Below are 15,274 nucleotides of genomic sequence, written 5' to 3' on the forward strand. Positions count from 1 at the left end.
ACACCTTTCATCTAGAAAGGGGGTTGAAAGTGCTGAAAAGTAGTGGCTACGGAAAGAAACACCGCACCGGAAAGCCGGTGGGAACCTCAACGACGCGGTTCCCACCTACTCCATCCGGAGCTCAACCAAGGAGATCAACGATGACTGCAGCATTTGAGCCCACCCAGCAGACGCCCGAACAGCAGGCCGCCGCCCTGGAGCTCGAGTGGGCCGCCAACCCCCGCTGGGAAGGTGTGACCCGGGACTACTCAGCCTCCGACGTCGTCCGCCTCCGCGGCCGCGTCTCCGAAGAGCACACCCTGGCCCGCCGCGGTGCCGAGAAGCTGTGGAAGCAGCTCACCGAAGAGCACAAGACCGGCGGCTACACCAATGCCCTGGGCGCCCTGACCGGCAACCAGGCCGTCCAGCAGGTCAAAGCCGGACTCCGGGCCATCTACCTTTCCGGCTGGCAGGTCGCTGCGGACGCCAACAACTCCGGCCACACATACCCGGACCAGTCCCTCTACCCCGCCAACTCCGTCCCCACGGTGGTGCGCCGGATCAACAACGCCCTGCTCCGGGCCGACCAAATCGAATTCTCCGAGGGCGTCCAGACCGTTGAGGACTGGCTGGTCCCGATCGTCGCCGACGCCGAGGCCGGCTTCGGCGGCCCGCTGAACGCCTACGAACTCATGAAATCCATGATCCAGGCCGGTGCCTCCGGTGTTCACTGGGAAGACCAGCTCGCCTCGGAAAAGAAGTGCGGCCACCTCGGCGGCAAGGTCCTGATCCCCACCCAGCAGCACGTCCGTACCCTGAACGCCGCCCGCCTGGCCGCCGACGTCGCAGGCACCCCTTCGGTGGTTATCGCCCGCACCGACGCCGAGGCAGCAACCCTGATCACCTCGGACGTGGACGAACGCGACCAGGAATTCATCACCGGTGAGCGCACCCCTGAGGGCTTCTACAAGGTCCGCAACGGCATTGAACCCTGCATCGCCCGTGCCAAGGCCTACGCCCCCTACTCGGACCTGATCTGGATGGAAACCGGCACCCCGGACCTGGAGCTGGCCCGCAAGTTCGCCGAAGCGGTCAAGGCCGACTTCCCGGACCAGATGCTCTCCTACAACTGCTCCCCGTCCTTCAACTGGCGCAAGCACCTGGACGACGCCACCATCGCCAAGTTCCAGCGCGAACTCGGCGCCATGGGCTTCACGTTCCAGTTCATCACCCTGGCCGGCTTCCACGCCCTGAACTACTCGATGTTCGACCTCGCCCACGGCTACGCCCGCGAAGGCATGAGCGCCTACGTCGAACTCCAGGAAAAGGAATTCGCCTCCGAATCCCGCGGCTACACCGCAACCAAGCACCAGCGCGAAGTCGGCACCGGCTACTTCGACACCATCGCCACAGCGCTCAACCCGAACGCGTCCACCCTCGCCTTGGTCGGATCGACCGAAGAAGGCCAGTTCCACTAAGTCTTTCCCCCTTTCCCGTTGCCCTATCACTTATGGTCCTCAATCCCTGCTTTTGAGGACCATAAGTGATAGGGCATCAGCGGACTTTCAAGGAGTCACTCCAATGAACAGCTTTACTGACAGCTTCACGATCAATGGCATAACCCTGACCGCCCAGCCGATTTGCCGGCAGGACGAGGTGCTGACACCGGATGCCCTGGCCTTCATTGCAAAGCTGCACCGGGCCACTGCTGAGCGGCGCCAGGAGCTGCTGCAGGCCCGTCGGACCAGGCGTGCTGACATCGCCGGCGGGCAGGATCCGAGGTTCCTGCGGGAGACCGAGCACATCCGCAACGATCCGTCTTGGCGGGTGGCTCCCCCGGCCCCCGGCCTGGAGGACCGGCGGGTGGAGATCACCGGGCCCGTGGACAAGAAGATGACCATCAACGCCCTGAACTCCGGCGCCAAGGTCTGGCTGGCGGACATGGAAGACTCCTCCACCCCCACCTGGCGCAACGTGATCAAGGGCCAGCTGAACCTCACCGACGCCCTGGAACGCCGGATCGACTTCACCAGCCCCGAAGGCAAGGAATACAAGCTCCGCCCCGCCGGCGAATTGCCCACCATCGTGGTCCGCCCCCGCGGCTGGCACCTGCCCGAAAAGCACATGCTCATCGACGGCGCCCCGATCGCCGGCGGGATCGTGGACTTCGGCCTGTTCTTCTTCCACAACGCCCGCCGCCTCCTGGCCCAGGGCAAAGGCCCGTACTTCTACCTGCCCAAGATCGAAAACCACCTCGAAGCCCGGCTCTGGAACGACATCTTCATCCTCGCCCAGGACCTGCTCGGCATCCCGCAGGGCACCATCCGCGCCACCGTACTGATCGAAACCATCACCGCAGCCTTCGAAATGGAAGAAATCCTTTACGAACTGCGCGACCACGCCTCCGGCCTGAACGCCGGCCGCTGGGACTACATCTTCTCCCTCATCAAGAACTTCCGCACCCGCGGCCCCCGCTTCGTCCTCCCGGACCGCGGCCAGGTAACCATGACCCAGCCCTTCATGCGCGCCTACACCGAACAGCTGGTCCGCGCCTGCCACAAACGCGGCGCCATGGCCATCGGCGGCATGGCAGCAGCAGTCCCCAACCGCAAAGACCCCGAAGCGAATGCCAGCGCGTTCGAAAAGGTCCGCGCGGACAAGACCCGCGAGGCCAACGACGGATTCGACGGCTCCTGGGTGGCCCACCCCGACCTCGTGCCCGTCGCCCGCGAAGTTTTCGACAGCATCCTGGGTGAGAAGCCCAACCAGCTCGACCGCACCCGCGAGGACGTCACCCCGGACGACCGGGCCCTGATCAACGTGGCCGCGACCCAGGGCACCATCACCGAACAGGGCATCCGGAACAACATCGAAGTCGGGATCCGCTACATCGAATCCTGGCTCCGCGGCAACGGCGCCGTCGCCATCCACAACCTCATGGAAGACGCCGCCACCGCCGAAATCTCCCGCTCCCAGCTCTGGCAGTGGATCTACGCCCGGGCCATCACCGACCACGGCGAAATCATCACCCACCACTGGATCGAGGAACTCCTCGACGAAGAATTCGCCCGGCTCGAACGCTTCGACGGCGACCGCTTCGAAGACGCCCGGGACATCTTCGAAGAAGTCACCCTCGGCCACGACTTCCCGTCCTTCCTCACCCTGCCCGCCTACGCCCGCTACCTCACCGAAGCGCGTGAAAAGGCAACTGTGGAGGAGCTGGCCGCAGTGTAAGCGGCGAGCAGGGAAACCCAACTTCCGTCCGCCGGGCCAGCACGCCCTTCGCAACAGGCACCTCCGAAATCCGGAGGGCCGGCCCGGCGACGGAGCACCAGCTGAGCACGCCCGCGCATCGGAAGGCCTTACCTGCCACAACACCCCCGGACGCTCTCTCACTTAACGTGCGAAATCAACCGACGCTCTCTCACTTTCCAGAAGAAAGTGAGAGAGCGTCGGTTGTTAAACCACATTAAGTGAGAGAGCGTCGCGGGCCGGGCGACGGGGAAGGGCAGACGACGGCGGCGGTCCGGCTAGCGCCCCTTCGGCACCCGCCGCACGGACAGGGTGGAGGCGACGAAGAATGTCAGCACCGACGCCAGGATGACCAGCAGGGCCGGTGTCCAGGAACCCGAAACATCGTGGACAAAGCCCACCAGCGGGGGTGCCACCGCACCGAAGCAATAGCCCAGGCCCTGGACGGTGGCGGACATCCGGCCGGCGGCAACCTGGTCCCGGGCCAGTTTGATGATGGCGATGAAGATCAGGGTGATCCCGCCGCCCTGGGCAACACCGCCAAGAACAGACCACAGCCACCAGAGCCCGGGTACCAGCAGGAGGCCGGCGGGCACGGACGTCCACAACATGCCCAAGGTGACCGCCGCCGTCGTCGTACTGAAATACTTGGCGGCAAAAGGCACGCCCAGGCCGCCCACGATGGCGAACACCTGGAACAGCGAGGACCCGGCGCCCGCTGCCGAAGCGGACATTCCGAGTTCGTCGTTGAGGTAGCTGGGCAGCCATGCCGTGAGGGCGTAGTAGGAGAATGCCTGGCCGGCGAATGCCGCCGTGAGCCCGGCAGTGGTCCAGGCCGAACCGGCCACGGCCGCCGGCCGCTGACCGTCCGGAACGGGAGCGGCGGCTGGCACGAAGGCGGCACGAAGTCCGATGGCGAGGAGCCAGCACACGATGGCCGCCACCGCCAGGAGCGCGGTGGACGCGAGCGCGAGCTGCCACCCAGCTAGTTCGGCCAGGGGCGCCGTGACCATCGATGTCACGAATGAGCCCACGTTCAGGGCAGCCGTATAGACACCCATGGCTGTTCCCTGCCGCAGCGGCGGGAAGTCGCGGCGGATGATGAGGGGCGCGGCGATGTTGCCGATGGTGATGGCCAGGCCGATCACCACCGTCCCGGCCAGCACCAGCGCGGGGCCGCCGGCGGACCGGATGATGACGCCCGCCAGCACGCCCAAAATGGTGACGGTCACGGCGAATTCGGCGCCGCAGCCGCGCGCCACCAGCGAGGCAAGGGGTGCCGCCAGCGCGAAGCACAGCACCGGAATGCTGGTGAGCAGGCCCAGCACCACCGGTGAAAACCCCAGGTCCGCCTGCATCACGTCCACCACGGGGGCAACGGCCACGAACGGGCCCCGCAGGTTCAAAGCCAACAGACCGATACAGGCCAGCAGGATCCAGGTCCGCGGAAGCCGGGACAGGAATCGGGCGCTCACCGGCCGGGCGTGGGGGTTGGATCTTTTTTCATCACCCTCATTGCTATCACGGGCATTACGCGGGCCAGTCCCCGATTGCCGCGCCGTCCTGCCATACGATGAACATCACTGCCGCAGACTCCGGGACGAAGGACACAACATGCAGCATCGGCTTGCCATCCTTGATGACTACCAGGACGTGGCGCAGGGATTCGCCGATTGGTCCTCCCTGGCGGCCGACGGCGTCACTGTCACCACGTACCGCGAACCGTTCCCCTCCCCGGAGGTTCTGGAGTCCGCCCTGGCTGATGCGACGATCGTCATCGCCATGCGGGAGCGGACTGCCTTTCCCCGCGAAGTGCTCGAAAAGCTCCCTGCCCTCCGGCTCCTGGTCACCACCGGAATGGCAAACGCGTCCATCGATGTGGCCGCGGCGGCCGACCTCGGCATCACAGTCTGCGGCACCCCTGGATCCCCCACCGCTGCCCCGGAGCTGACGTGGGCCCTGCTCCTGGCCCTCGCCCGCAACATCCCTGCAGAGGACAGCTCGCTGCGCGCGGGGTCATGGCAGAGCACGGTCGGATTCGAACTGGCGGGCAGGACCCTCGGCGTGGTGGGCCTGGGCAAGATCGGCCGCAGGATTGCCGCCTACGGGAAGGCCTTCGGGATGGACGTGCTGGCCTGGAGCCAGAACCTGACCGATGAGGCGGCCGCCGAGGCAGGGGTCCGGAAAGTATCCAAGGAGGATCTTTTCCGGAATTCCGACGTCGCCACCCTCCATCTGCGCCTGTCTCCCCGTTCGGAAGGCATAGTGGGCGAGCCGGAGCTGAGGCTGCTCGGCCCCGACGGGATCCTGGTGAACACCGCCCGCGGGCCGCTGGTGGACCAGGACGCGCTGGTCCGGGCGCTGGCGGAAGGCTGGATCGCAGGTGCCGCGCTGGACGTCTTCGACCACGAGCCCCTCCCGGCAGGCCACCCCCTCCTCACCGCCCCGAACACCGTGCTGTCCCCGCACCTCGGCTATGTCACCCGGGAGAGCTACCGGCAGTTTTACGGCGGGGCGCTGGAAGACGTAAAGGCCTGGCTCGCCGGCTCGCCGCTGCGGGTTCTTTCGGTCTAGGACCGGCGCGCCTCGGAGGGAGGCAGCCAAGGAGTTCCTAGCCGGCGGCCTGCAGGGTTGCCTCCACGGCAGCGGGAGACAACACATGCTGCGTGACCATCTGGCTGGCGCCCAGGATGGCAGCCCTGTCCCCGGCCATCGAAAGGGCGATCCTCAGGTGGGCCGTGGCAAGGGGCAGGGAGCGCCGGTAGACCACTTCGCGCACCCCGGCCATCAGGTGCTCCCCCGCCTGGCCCAGGCTTCCGCCAATCACAATGACTGACGGATTGAGCAGGTTGACCACCGCGGCCAGGACGTCCCCCACGTCGCGTCCGGCCTGGCGCAGGACCTGGATGGCCTGCAGGTTCCCCTGCGCCACCAGCCGCAGCACGTCGCTGCCCCTTGCGGCGGGCAAGCCCTGGCGGTCCAGTTCAGCGGCCAGGGCCGGGCCTGAGGCCAGCGCCTCCAGGCAGCCGTAGTTGCCGCAGCGGCACAGCACGTCGTCGCCGCGCGGGACCCGCACATGGCCAAGGTCACCGGCGGTGCCGTTGGCGCCGCGCTGCAACGTCCCGCTGCTGATGATTCCGGATCCCACTCCGGTGGCCACCTTGATGAACAGGAAATTGTCGTGTTCGGGCCAGTGGGCGGTCCGCTCCCCGAGGGCCATGATGTTTACGTCGTTGTCCACCAGCACGGGGACCGCCAGCGAGCGCTGAACGTAAGATACGACGTCGAACCCGTCCCAGCCCGGCATGATGGGCGGCTTAACCGGCCGTCCCGTCACGTGTTCCACCGGCCCCGGCAGGCCAATGCCCACTCCCGCCACGTCCTCCGCGCTGCGTCCAGCCGCGTCCACGAGCAGCAGGCCTTCCCGCATCACGCGGTCAAGTACTGCCTCCGGCCCGTCCGCCACGTCCTGCGCCAGGCGCTGCTCGGCGAGCACCTCGCCGCGAAGGTCAGTGACAGCGACGATGACGTGGGTGGCTCCAACGTCCACTGCCAGCACCACGCGGACGGCGGGATTGAAGGCAAAGCGCGACGGCGGCCTGCCGCCGCTGGAGTTGGCCTCCCCCGCAGGACCCACCAGGCCGGAAGCGATGAGGGCATCGATCCGGGACGCCACGGTGGAGCGTGCCAGCCCGGTGGTCAGGGCCAGTTCGGCGCGGGTGCGTGCTTTGCCGTCACGCAACAGCTGGAACAGCACGCCGGCCCCTCCCTGGGCAAGGGCAGGCTCAGGCACGGCGCTGCTCCCCGCTGTCTTGGTCATAGGACATAGATAGCACGGCCACTTCTGCATGTCACGCCAGCGACTTTTGCTTGACGCGCAGCAAAAGCCATCCTAGCGTTGCAGTAGCCGAAGAATTTGTGGCCGGGCCCACCCCGTGTCCGGATCCACCGCCGCTCCGGAACCTCCCAGAAACCAGGAGACTTCAATGTCCTACTCGCTCCAGCTCTACACCTTGCGGAACGCCATCCAGGAAGACCTCCCCGGCACCATCCGGAAAGTAGCGGAGATCGGCTTCACCCAGGTGGAGCCGTACAACTTCGTCGCCACGGCACAGGAACTGGGGGCGGCGCTGCGGGAGAACGGCCTGACCGCACCGTCCGGCCACGCCCCGCTGCTGAGCCAGGACCAGGACCAGATCTTCGCCGCCGCCAAGGAACTGGGCATCACCACCGTCATTGAGCCGTACATCCCGGCGGAGCGCTGGCAGAGCGCCGAAGACGTGCAGGCCACAGCCGCGCTGCTGAACGAGGCAGCCAAGAGGGGCGCCGAATACGGCATCCGGGTGGGATACCACAACCACCAGTGGGAGCTGGAGTCCATCATCGAGGGACGCACGGCGCTGGAGTACTTCGCAGACCTGCTGGACCCCGAGCTGGTCCTTGAGGTGGACACGTACTGGGTTGCGGTGGGCGGGCAGGACCCGGTGGACATCCTGGGCAAGCTCGGAAACCGCGTGAAGTTCATTCATATCAAGGACGGCCCCCTCACCACCGACACCAAGGCCCAGCTGCCCGCCGGCCAGGGCAAAGTGGCCGTGCTGGACGTCATCGCAGCGGCGACGTCGCTGGAAGTCGGCGTGGTGGAGTTTGACGACTACAGCGGCGACATCTTCGAGGGCATCAACGAGAGCCTGTCGTTCCTGATGGCTTCAGGCGAAGGAATCAAGGCATGAGCGCCACTGGTACAGGCCCGGTGGGCGTTGCCGTTATCGGTGCCGGGAACATCAGCAAGCAGTACCTGGACAACCTCACCGTTTTCCCGGACCTCAAAGTGCACGTCATCGCCGACCTGTTCGAGGAAGCGGCCCAGGCACGGGCCAAGGAGTACGGCATCCCCGAGTGGGGCGGGGTGGAGAAGGCGCTGGGCCACCCCGACGTGGACATCATCGTCAACCTGACCGTCCCGGCCGCCCACGTGGAAGTGGCCACCGCCGCCGTCAACGCCGGGAAGCACGTCTGGACCGAAAAGCCCTTCTCGCTGGACCGCGAATCGGGCCTGGGCCTGCTCAAAACCGCTGACGCCGCAGGGCTCCGGCTGGGCTGCGCGCCGGATACCTTCCTGGGCGCAGGCCTGCAGACGGCGCTGCGGATCATCCAGCGCGGCGATATCGGCACTCCGCTGACGGCCATGACCACGTTTCAGACTCCCGGGCCGGAATCCTGGCACCCCAACCCGGCCTTCCTCTTCCGGCACGGCGCCGGGCCCCTGTTCGACATGGGGCCCTATTACCTCACCACTTTGATCCAGGCGTTCGGCTCCATCCGCAAGGTGGCCGCCGTCGGCTCCAAGTCCAAGGACGTCCGCGCGATCGGTTCCGGCCCGAAAGCCGGCGAGGAATTCACGGTCGAGGTGCCCACCCATGTCTCCGCCATGGCCCAGTTCGAGTCCGGAGCGTCCTCCCACAGCGTGTTCTCCTTCGAGTCCCCCCGCGTCCGGATGGGATTCGTGGAGATCACCGGCACCGAAGCCACCATCTCGCTGCCGGACCCCAACTTCTTCGACGGCGACATCAAGCTGTGGCGGGCAGGCGACGAGGACTGGACCGCCATCCCTGCCACCGGCCCGGCGAACGGCCGCGGCCTGGGCGTGCTGGACATGGCCCGCTCCATCCGTGCCGGTGTCCCCCACCGCGCCACCGGAGAACTGGCCTACCATGTGCTGGACGCCATGGTCTCCATCAACGAATCCATGGGATCCGGCACCTTCGTGGACGTGGCCAGCAACGCGCCTGTGTCACAACCCGTCCCCGAAGACTGGTCCCCCGAAACCCTGACGCTGGGAGAAGGCGCATGAGCAACGAACCAGTCCAGTCCCCCCTGGGCGTGGCGATGATCGGCTACGCCTTTATGGGCAAGGCACACTCGAACGCGTGGCGGAACGTTGCCAGCTACTTCGACGTCCCGGCCGTCGAGCAGAAGGCCCTGGTGGGCAGGGACGCCGACGCCGTTGCGGAAGCCGCCGCCAGGTACGGCTGGAAGGAAACGGCCACGGACTGGCGCGCGGTCCTGGACCGGGACGACATCCATATCGTCGATATCTGCGCGCCGGGCTGGATGCACGCCGAAATCGCCATCGCCGCCCTTGAAGCCGGCAAGCACGTCCTGCTGGAAAAGCCCCTGGCCAATACGTTGGCCGAAGCTGAGGCCATTACCGCGGCCGCCCAGGCCGCCAGGGCACAGGGCGTGCAGTCGATGGTGGGCTTCAACTACCGCCGCGTCCCGGCCCTTGCCCTTGCGAAGGAACTGGTGAGCGAAGGCAGGCTGGGTAACGTCCGGCAGGTCCGCGCGGCCTACCTCCAGGACTGGCTGGCCGACGAGTCGGCACCAATGACCTGGCGCCTGCGGAAAGAGACCGCCGGTTCCGGGGCCCTGGGTGACATCGCGTCCCATGCCATCGACCAGGTCCTCTTCCTGCTCGGTGACAAGGTCACGGAAGTCTCGGGCCGGCTGCAGACGTTTGTGAACCAGAGGCCCGGCGCGCAAGGGCCCGAAGACGTCACGGTGGACGACGCCGCCTGGGCAACCCTGGCCCTCGCCTCCGGAGCCATCGCCTCGGTGGAGGCATCCCGGGTGGCAACCGGCCGGAAGAACTCCCTGCAGATCGAGATCTACGGCGATAAGGGCGCCCTCCGCTTCGACCTCGAGAACCTCAACGAGTTGGCCTTCAGCGACGCCACCTTGCCCGCCCGCGAGCAGGGGTTCCGCCGGATCGTAGTTACGGAACCGGAGCACCCGTACCTGGACGCCTGGTGGCCCCAGGGCCATATCATCGGCTGGGAGCACACCTTCACGCACCAGATCCGCGATTTCCTGCTGGCCGTCGACGGCGGCACCGCGCCCTCGCCGTCGTTCGAAGACGGCCTGGAAGTCCAGCGCATCCTCGCCGCCGTCGAGGAGTCCGCCGCCGCGAGAAGCGCCCTCATCCAGCCGTCCACCACTGAAGGAGCCTGACATGCCCCGCCCGTACACCCTGTTCACCGGCCAGTGGGCCGACCTGCCCTTCGAAGAAGTCGCGCGCCTGGCGTCCGGCTGGGGCTACGACGGACTGGAGATCGCCGTCTCCGGCGACCACCTGGACGCCTGGCGCTGGGACGAACCCGGCTACGTCGAATCCAAACTCGCCGTCCTGGAAAAGTACAACCTCAAGGTCTGGGCCATCTCCAACCACCTCAAGGGCCAGGCCGTGTGCGATGACCCCATCGACTTCCGCCACGAAGCCATCGTCGGTGCCAAAGTCTGGGGCGACGGCGACCCCGAAGGCGTCCGCCAGCGCGCCGCCGAGGAAATGAAACACACCGCCCGGCTCGCCAAGGCACTCGGCGTGGACACCGTCGTCGGGTTCACCGGCTCCTCCATCTGGCAGTACGTCGCCATGTTCCCGCCCGTCCCCGAAAAGGTCATCGACGCCGGCTACCAAGACTTCGCCGACCGCTGGAACCCCATCCTGGACGTCTTTGACGAATGCGGCGTCCGCTTCGCCCACGAAGTCCACCCGTCCGAGATCGCCTACGACTACTGGACCACCGTCCGCACCCTCGAGGCGATCAACCACCGCCCCGCGTTCGGCCTGAACTGGGACCCGTCCCACATGATGTGGCAGGGCATCGACCCCGTCTCCTTCATCTGGGACTTCAAAGACCGGATCTACCACGTGGACTGCAAGGACACCAAGGTCCGCCAGACCGGCCGCAACACGGTCCTGGGCTCCCACCTGGCCTGGGGCGACCCGCGCCGCGGCTGGGACTTCGTCTCCGCCGGCCGCGGCGACGTCCCCTGGGAAGCGTCCTTCCGTGCCCTGTCCGCCATCGGCTACAACGGACCCATCTCAGTGGAATGGGAAGACGCCGGCATGGACCGCCTGCACGGCGCCCCCGAAGCCCTCGCCGCCCTTAAGAAGTTCGACTTCCCGGCGTCGAACACCTCCTTCGACGCCGCGTTCAAGCAGTAACCCGAGGGCGAAACGTAGAATCCCTGCATGCCGCATTCCATCCGCACAGCAACAACGGACGACGCCGGGGCGCTGGCGGCCCTGGCGTCCGTCACCTTTCCGCTGGCGTGCCCGCCGTCGGCGTCCCCTGAGGATATTGCCGCCCACCTGGCGAACACCCTCAGTGAACGCCACTTCCTGGCGTACCTCGCCGATCCCGATGTGACAGTCCTGGTGATCGATGCCGACGGCGGCCTCCGCGGCTACAGCCTGCTGGTGGACCGTCCGGCGACAGACCCGGACGTTGTTGCATCCCTGGAGATCCTGCCGTCGGTGGAACTAAGCAAGTGCTACGTGCACCCGGAACACCACGGGCTCGGTGCCGCCGCTGAACTGATGCATGCCAGCCTGGCGGCGGCCGCCGAAGCCGGCGGGAAGGGGGTCTGGCTCGGGGTCAACAGCCAGAACGCCCGGGCCATCCGCTTTTATGAGAAGTCAGGCTTCCGGAAGGCGGGCACCAAGTCGTTCCGGCTGGGCACTTCGGTGGAGCATGACTTCGTGCTGGAGCGCCCCGTTCCCTGACTGGCGCAGCGCCCTGGCGTGCGCCGCCAGCAGGGCGTCGTCACACGTGCTGATGGGCATTGGGAGCGTAGGCCAGGGGCGGACGTGGTTCCGATAAGAGTTTGAGTCCCGGCGGGAGCCCGTCGATGCTGCCGCCGGTCCCGTGCGCCCGGATGGTGATGCGGGAGGTGTCGATCAGGACATTGGCTGCCTGGAAGTCGCCCATGTCCTCGGGGAGGATCGGTGCCAGGTGCACCACTCCGTGGGTGTAGACGGGGTCGAAACGAAGCAGCACACGCATCAGCTGCACCGGCGCCGCCGCTGCCCAGGCCTGCGGCGAGCACGCGGTGGGATAGGGGACGGGCCCGGGGAATTCACCGCGGTCGAAACCGCAAAACAGTTCCGGCAGCCGCCCGTCAAAATGTTCTGCGGCGTCAATAAGGCCTGAAGCGACCCGCCGGGCCTCCTCCACGAATCCGTACCGCATCAGCCCCGTTGCCACCAGCGCCGAGTCGTGCGGCCACACCGAGCCGTTGTGGTAGCTCACCGGGTTGTAGGCGCCCATGTCCGAGCCCAGGGTGCGGATGCCCCAGCCCGTGAACATCTGGGGTGACATCAGGTGCTCCACTACGGAAGGCGCCTTGTCCTCGTCCACGATGCCCGTCCAGAGGCAGTGGCCCATGTTCGAGGTACAGGCATCCACCGGCCGCTTGTCCTTGTCCAGTGCCTCCGCGAAATAGCCCTTGTCCGGCAGCCAGAACTTCTCGTTGAAGGCCGCCTTCAGGGCGGCGCCCTTGTCCGCCCAGTGCTGTTCCAGGGCTGCATCCCCATCCCAGCGTGCCAGCAGCGACCTGCCGATGTAGGCGGAGTAGACGTAGGCCTGCACTTCACACAGGGCTATGGGGGCTTCGGCAATAGTGCCGTCGGCAAAGTTGATGCCGTCCCAGGAGTCTTTCCAGCCCTGGTTCACCAGCCCGTGGTCGTTGGGCCGCTGGTACTCCACGAATCCGTCGCCGTCACGGTCGCCGTACTTTTCAATCCATTCCAGGGCACGGTCCGCGTGCGGAAGCAGCGGGTGGATGATTTCCCGGGAAAGGCCCCACCGGCTGAGTTCGCCCAAGAGACCCACGAACAGCGGAGTGGCATCAGCCGTCCCGTAGTAGGCTGTGCCGCCCAGGGACAAACCGGCAGTGACCCCAAGCCGCACCTCGTGCGGGATGCGGCCCGGTTCTTCCTCCGAGTCCGGATCAACCTTGGTTCCCTGCAGCCCGGCCAGGGTCTGCAGCGTGCCGGCGGCCAAATTGGGACTCACCAGCAGGCTCATGTAGGACGAGAGCAGCGAATCCCGGCCGAACAGGGCCATAAACCACGGGGCTCCGGCGGCCACCGCCACGCGGCCCGGATGATGGTCGTCGAAGATCCGAAGCGAGCCCAGGTCGCTCTGGCTCCGGTTCAGCACCGCCTGCAGGTTACTGTCCGTCACGGTGACCTGCGGGACGTTTTCCTCCCAGGCGCGGTGCCGGCGCACGCCTTCGCGGTGGCGCGGGAGCCGCGCCTCGGTAAAGGGATCGGCAGGGGGCTGCCCGTTGACCAGGGGCACCACAATCACGCTGGTGGCCCATTTCCCCCGGGCCGGGACGGTGGCGCGGAAACGGAGCCCGTCGGTGCTGGCCTCGGCACCCTGCGCCCTGATGGAGCTTCCCCGCCGTTGTCCGTGGCGTGCGGCTTCAATAACCAGGCTGCCGTCCACCACTTCGCGGGTGGCGGCGGCACCCTGGGTAGTCCGGCCGCCCTTGACGTCGAAGAGATCGGCTTGGTCGGCGTCCACGAGCAGTTCTATCTCGCAGTCCACCGGCTCCGCGGCGTAGTTTTCCAGGGTGATGTCGTCCTGCAGGCCCGGACCGATGTGGCGGACGTGGCGGACCACCAGCGGGCTGTCGAACCTGCCGTCCGGCCATTTGGCGCGGCCAACAAACGTGGCTCCGAACGGCTGCGGCTTCTGGGCTGCCAGGGGCTCCCGCAGGGATCCGTTGATGCGGAGGATCCAGCGGGAGATGATGCGGGTGTCCTGGAAGAAGGCCCCGTTCGTACCGGCGACGGAACTGATGTCACCCGTTTCGGACGAGATGCAGAACGAGGACCCCTCCACGACGGTGACCGAACCTGACTCGGATGCGCCGGCCTCAGTATCGGCGTTCCATGCGGTCATGGATGCACTCCTTTGCTAGGCGACGGGCTTGCCGCGGATCGCCAAGACCGTGCCTTAAAGATTCTGGTGCAAGCCGACCCTATCCGGAACCCCTGCGGGCATCTCCCCTGCCGCCAGCTTCCCGAACAGCCAGAGGTGCTCGCGCACCATGCGTTCCTCGCCGAACCGTTCCCGGGCAACTTTTCGGCAGGTTGCCCGGCTGAGGCCGGTCGCCTCCTGCACGAAGCCCGCAAGCTGCTCCGTGCGCCCCAAAAATCCGGTCCGGCCGTGGTCGATAATTTCGGGCGCGGAGCCGATCGGGGTACCGATCACGGGGGTACCTGTTGCCAGCGCCTCGATCATCACCAGCCCGAAAGGCTCGGACCACTGGATGGGATTGAGGAAGGCCAGCGCTTCACCCATCAGCCCGTACTTGGCGGCATCATCCACTTCGCCCACAAAGTCCTCGTTGGGCCCCAGCATCGGCTCGATGACCTCGCGGAAATAGCGGATTTCGTCAGGTTGGCGCATCTTGACCGCTATGCGCAGCGGTATCCCGGCCTCCCTGGCGATCATGATGGCCTCCAGAAGACCCTTGTCCGGGCATGCCCGGCCAACGAAGCACAGGTAGCCGCCGCTCCCCGACCCTACGGGGACGGAGGCCACGTCCATCCCGTGGTGGATGACCCGTGTCACCGGCACCTCCGGTGCACGGGAGCACTGGTCGCGGGAGATAGCGATGACGGCTGCATGCCGGCCAATGGCACGGTAGATGTCCACCGCTTCCTCGTTGAGCGGGCCATGGATCGTCGTCACCAGGGGGACGCGTTTGGGCCGCTGCATATACAAGGGCCCGGTCAGGGTGTGGTCATGGATGATGTCCACATCCCCCATTGCCTCGTAGGCCCGGGTGACATGGCTCAGCTCGGAGATGGTGAAACCCAGATCGTCGATTTGTGCTGGCCGCATGCCCGGCGCCAGTGGTACCGGACAGGTGCTGTCCGACGGCGCGGCCAGGACAACCTCGTGCCCGGCAGCAGCAAAGCCCCTGGCCAGGCTGTCCACTACCCGTTCAATACCGCCGTACGTCACCGGCGGAACCGGAATCCAGGGTCCCGCAACAAGTCCTATCCGCATTCCCTGCCTCGCAAGAATACAGGCCGGGCTCCCCAGCTGACCGGGCACTTCCGACCACGCGCCGGCTCCGGCCCGCGGTGCAATCGGTTTTCCTATGGCGTCTGTTTCACCTAACTCAGACTATTGCCTACGTTGCAGCCCCACCGCAAGACCTCGTGTGGCGCAAATAA

The 15,274-nt window shown here is 66.6% G+C and carries 12 protein-coding genes; 8 read left to right on the plus strand and 4 right to left on the minus strand.

Annotated elements, in window-relative coordinates:
* The first annotated feature begins 140 nt into the window (after nucleotides 1-140).
* Together aceA and aceB are read left to right on the plus strand one after the other, a co-directional pair.
* Nucleotides 141-1,457 (plus strand): isocitrate lyase, encoded by a 1,317-nt coding sequence (aceA, locus tag ARTSIC4J27_RS17305; protein ID WP_050056446.1) that lies wholly within the window; start codon nucleotides 141-143, stop codon nucleotides 1,455-1,457.
* Nucleotides 1,458-1,560: 103 nt separating this feature from the next.
* On the plus strand, nucleotides 1,561-3,213 hold the full coding sequence (gene aceB, locus ARTSIC4J27_RS17310) for a malate synthase A (protein ID WP_050056447.1): 1,653 nt from the start codon (nucleotides 1,561-1,563) through the stop codon (nucleotides 3,211-3,213).
* Between the two features lie 296 nt (nucleotides 3,214-3,509).
* On the opposite strand, the gene ARTSIC4J27_RS17315 is transcribed toward aceB, so the two are convergent.
* On the minus strand, nucleotides 3,510-4,706 hold the full coding sequence (locus ARTSIC4J27_RS17315) for an MFS transporter (protein WP_050056448.1): 1,197 nt from the start codon (nucleotides 4,704-4,706) through the stop codon (nucleotides 3,510-3,512).
* Nucleotides 4,707-4,845: 139 nt separating this feature from the next.
* Between ARTSIC4J27_RS17315 and ARTSIC4J27_RS17320 the strand changes: the two genes are divergently transcribed.
* Entirely contained in the window at nucleotides 4,846-5,805 is a 960-nt protein-coding gene (locus ARTSIC4J27_RS17320; protein WP_050056449.1) for a D-2-hydroxyacid dehydrogenase family protein, read from the plus strand.
* A 37-nt stretch (nucleotides 5,806-5,842) separates the two neighbouring features.
* Here the strand turns inward: ARTSIC4J27_RS17320 and ARTSIC4J27_RS17325 are convergent, their stop codons facing one another.
* Nucleotides 5,843-7,051 (minus strand): ROK family transcriptional regulator, encoded by a 1,209-nt coding sequence (locus tag ARTSIC4J27_RS17325; protein ID WP_050056450.1) that lies wholly within the window; start codon nucleotides 7,049-7,051, stop codon nucleotides 5,843-5,845.
* A 166-nt stretch (nucleotides 7,052-7,217) separates the two neighbouring features.
* Here ARTSIC4J27_RS17325 and ARTSIC4J27_RS17330 point away from each other — a divergent pair, with 166 nt between their 5' ends.
* The 5 genes from ARTSIC4J27_RS17330 to ARTSIC4J27_RS17350 are packed head-to-tail and all read left to right on the plus strand — an operon-like array spanning nucleotide 7,218 to nucleotide 11,800.
* Nucleotides 7,218-7,964 carry a sugar phosphate isomerase/epimerase family protein gene (locus ARTSIC4J27_RS17330; RefSeq protein WP_050056451.1) on the plus strand — a complete coding sequence of 249 codons (747 nt, stop codon included), beginning with the start codon at nucleotides 7,218-7,220 and terminating at the stop codon, nucleotides 7,962-7,964.
* Nucleotides 7,961-9,085, plus strand: a complete 1,125-nt coding sequence (locus ARTSIC4J27_RS17335) for a Gfo/Idh/MocA family protein (RefSeq protein ID WP_050056452.1) — start codon at nucleotides 7,961-7,963, stop codon at nucleotides 9,083-9,085. The genes ARTSIC4J27_RS17330 and ARTSIC4J27_RS17335 overlap by 4 nt, the downstream gene beginning before the upstream one ends.
* On the plus strand, nucleotides 9,082-10,242 hold the full coding sequence (locus ARTSIC4J27_RS17340; protein ID WP_050056453.1) for a Gfo/Idh/MocA family protein: 1,161 nt from the start codon (nucleotides 9,082-9,084) through the stop codon (nucleotides 10,240-10,242). The genes ARTSIC4J27_RS17335 and ARTSIC4J27_RS17340 overlap by 4 nt, the downstream gene beginning before the upstream one ends.
* A 1-nt stretch (nucleotide 10,243) precedes the next feature.
* The gene (locus ARTSIC4J27_RS17345) at nucleotides 10,244-11,239 is read left to right on the plus strand and encodes a sugar phosphate isomerase/epimerase family protein (protein ID WP_050056454.1); all 996 of its coding nucleotides are present in this window, start codon (nucleotides 10,244-10,246) and stop codon (nucleotides 11,237-11,239) included.
* 27 nt (nucleotides 11,240-11,266) lie between these two features.
* The gene (locus ARTSIC4J27_RS17350) at nucleotides 11,267-11,800 is read left to right on the plus strand and encodes a GNAT family N-acetyltransferase (protein WP_050056455.1); all 534 of its coding nucleotides are present in this window, start codon (nucleotides 11,267-11,269) and stop codon (nucleotides 11,798-11,800) included.
* Nucleotides 11,801-11,840: 40 nt separating this feature from the next.
* On the opposite strand, the gene ARTSIC4J27_RS17355 is transcribed toward ARTSIC4J27_RS17350, so the two are convergent.
* Together ARTSIC4J27_RS17355 and ARTSIC4J27_RS17360 are read right to left on the minus strand one after the other, a co-directional pair.
* Complete coding sequence (locus tag ARTSIC4J27_RS17355) at nucleotides 11,841-13,988, minus strand: amylo-alpha-1,6-glucosidase (protein ID WP_050056456.1); 2,148 nt, start codon at nucleotides 13,986-13,988, stop codon at nucleotides 11,841-11,843.
* A 54-nt stretch (nucleotides 13,989-14,042) separates the two neighbouring features.
* Nucleotides 14,043-15,104 (minus strand): glycosyltransferase family 4 protein, encoded by a 1,062-nt coding sequence (locus ARTSIC4J27_RS17360; protein ID WP_050056457.1) that lies wholly within the window; start codon nucleotides 15,102-15,104, stop codon nucleotides 14,043-14,045.
* Between the last annotated feature and the right edge of the window lie 170 nt (nucleotides 15,105-15,274).

Source organism: Pseudarthrobacter siccitolerans (assembly GCF_001046895.1).
In the GTDB taxonomy this organism is placed as follows: domain Bacteria; phylum Actinomycetota; class Actinomycetes; order Actinomycetales; family Micrococcaceae; genus Arthrobacter; species Arthrobacter siccitolerans.

Excerpts from the sequence above, each read along its gene's own strand:
- aceA (WP_050056446.1), top strand. The coding sequence starts at position 141 with ATGACTGCAGCATTTGAGCCCACCCAGCAGACGCCCGAACAGCAGGCC.
- aceB (WP_050056447.1), top strand. The coding sequence starts at position 1,561 with ATGAACAGCTTTACTGACAGCTTCACGATCAATGGCATAACCCTGACC.
- ARTSIC4J27_RS17320 (WP_050056449.1), top strand. The coding sequence starts at position 4,846 with ATGCAGCATCGGCTTGCCATCCTTGATGACTACCAGGACGTGGCGCAG.
- ARTSIC4J27_RS17325 (WP_050056450.1), bottom strand. The coding sequence starts at position 7,051 with ATGACCAAGACAGCGGGGAGCAGCGCCGTGCCTGAGCCTGCCCTTGCC.
- ARTSIC4J27_RS17330 (WP_050056451.1), top strand. The coding sequence starts at position 7,218 with ATGTCCTACTCGCTCCAGCTCTACACCTTGCGGAACGCCATCCAGGAA.
- ARTSIC4J27_RS17335 (WP_050056452.1), top strand. The coding sequence starts at position 7,961 with ATGAGCGCCACTGGTACAGGCCCGGTGGGCGTTGCCGTTATCGGTGCC.
- ARTSIC4J27_RS17340 (WP_050056453.1), top strand. The coding sequence starts at position 9,082 with ATGAGCAACGAACCAGTCCAGTCCCCCCTGGGCGTGGCGATGATCGGC.
- ARTSIC4J27_RS17345 (WP_050056454.1), top strand. The coding sequence starts at position 10,244 with ATGCCCCGCCCGTACACCCTGTTCACCGGCCAGTGGGCCGACCTGCCC.
- ARTSIC4J27_RS17350 (WP_050056455.1), top strand. The coding sequence starts at position 11,267 with ATGCCGCATTCCATCCGCACAGCAACAACGGACGACGCCGGGGCGCTG.
- ARTSIC4J27_RS17355 (WP_050056456.1), bottom strand. The coding sequence starts at position 13,988 with ATGACCGCATGGAACGCCGATACTGAGGCCGGCGCATCCGAGTCAGGT.
- ARTSIC4J27_RS17360 (WP_050056457.1), bottom strand. The coding sequence starts at position 15,104 with ATGCGGATAGGACTTGTTGCGGGACCCTGGATTCCGGTTCCGCCGGTG.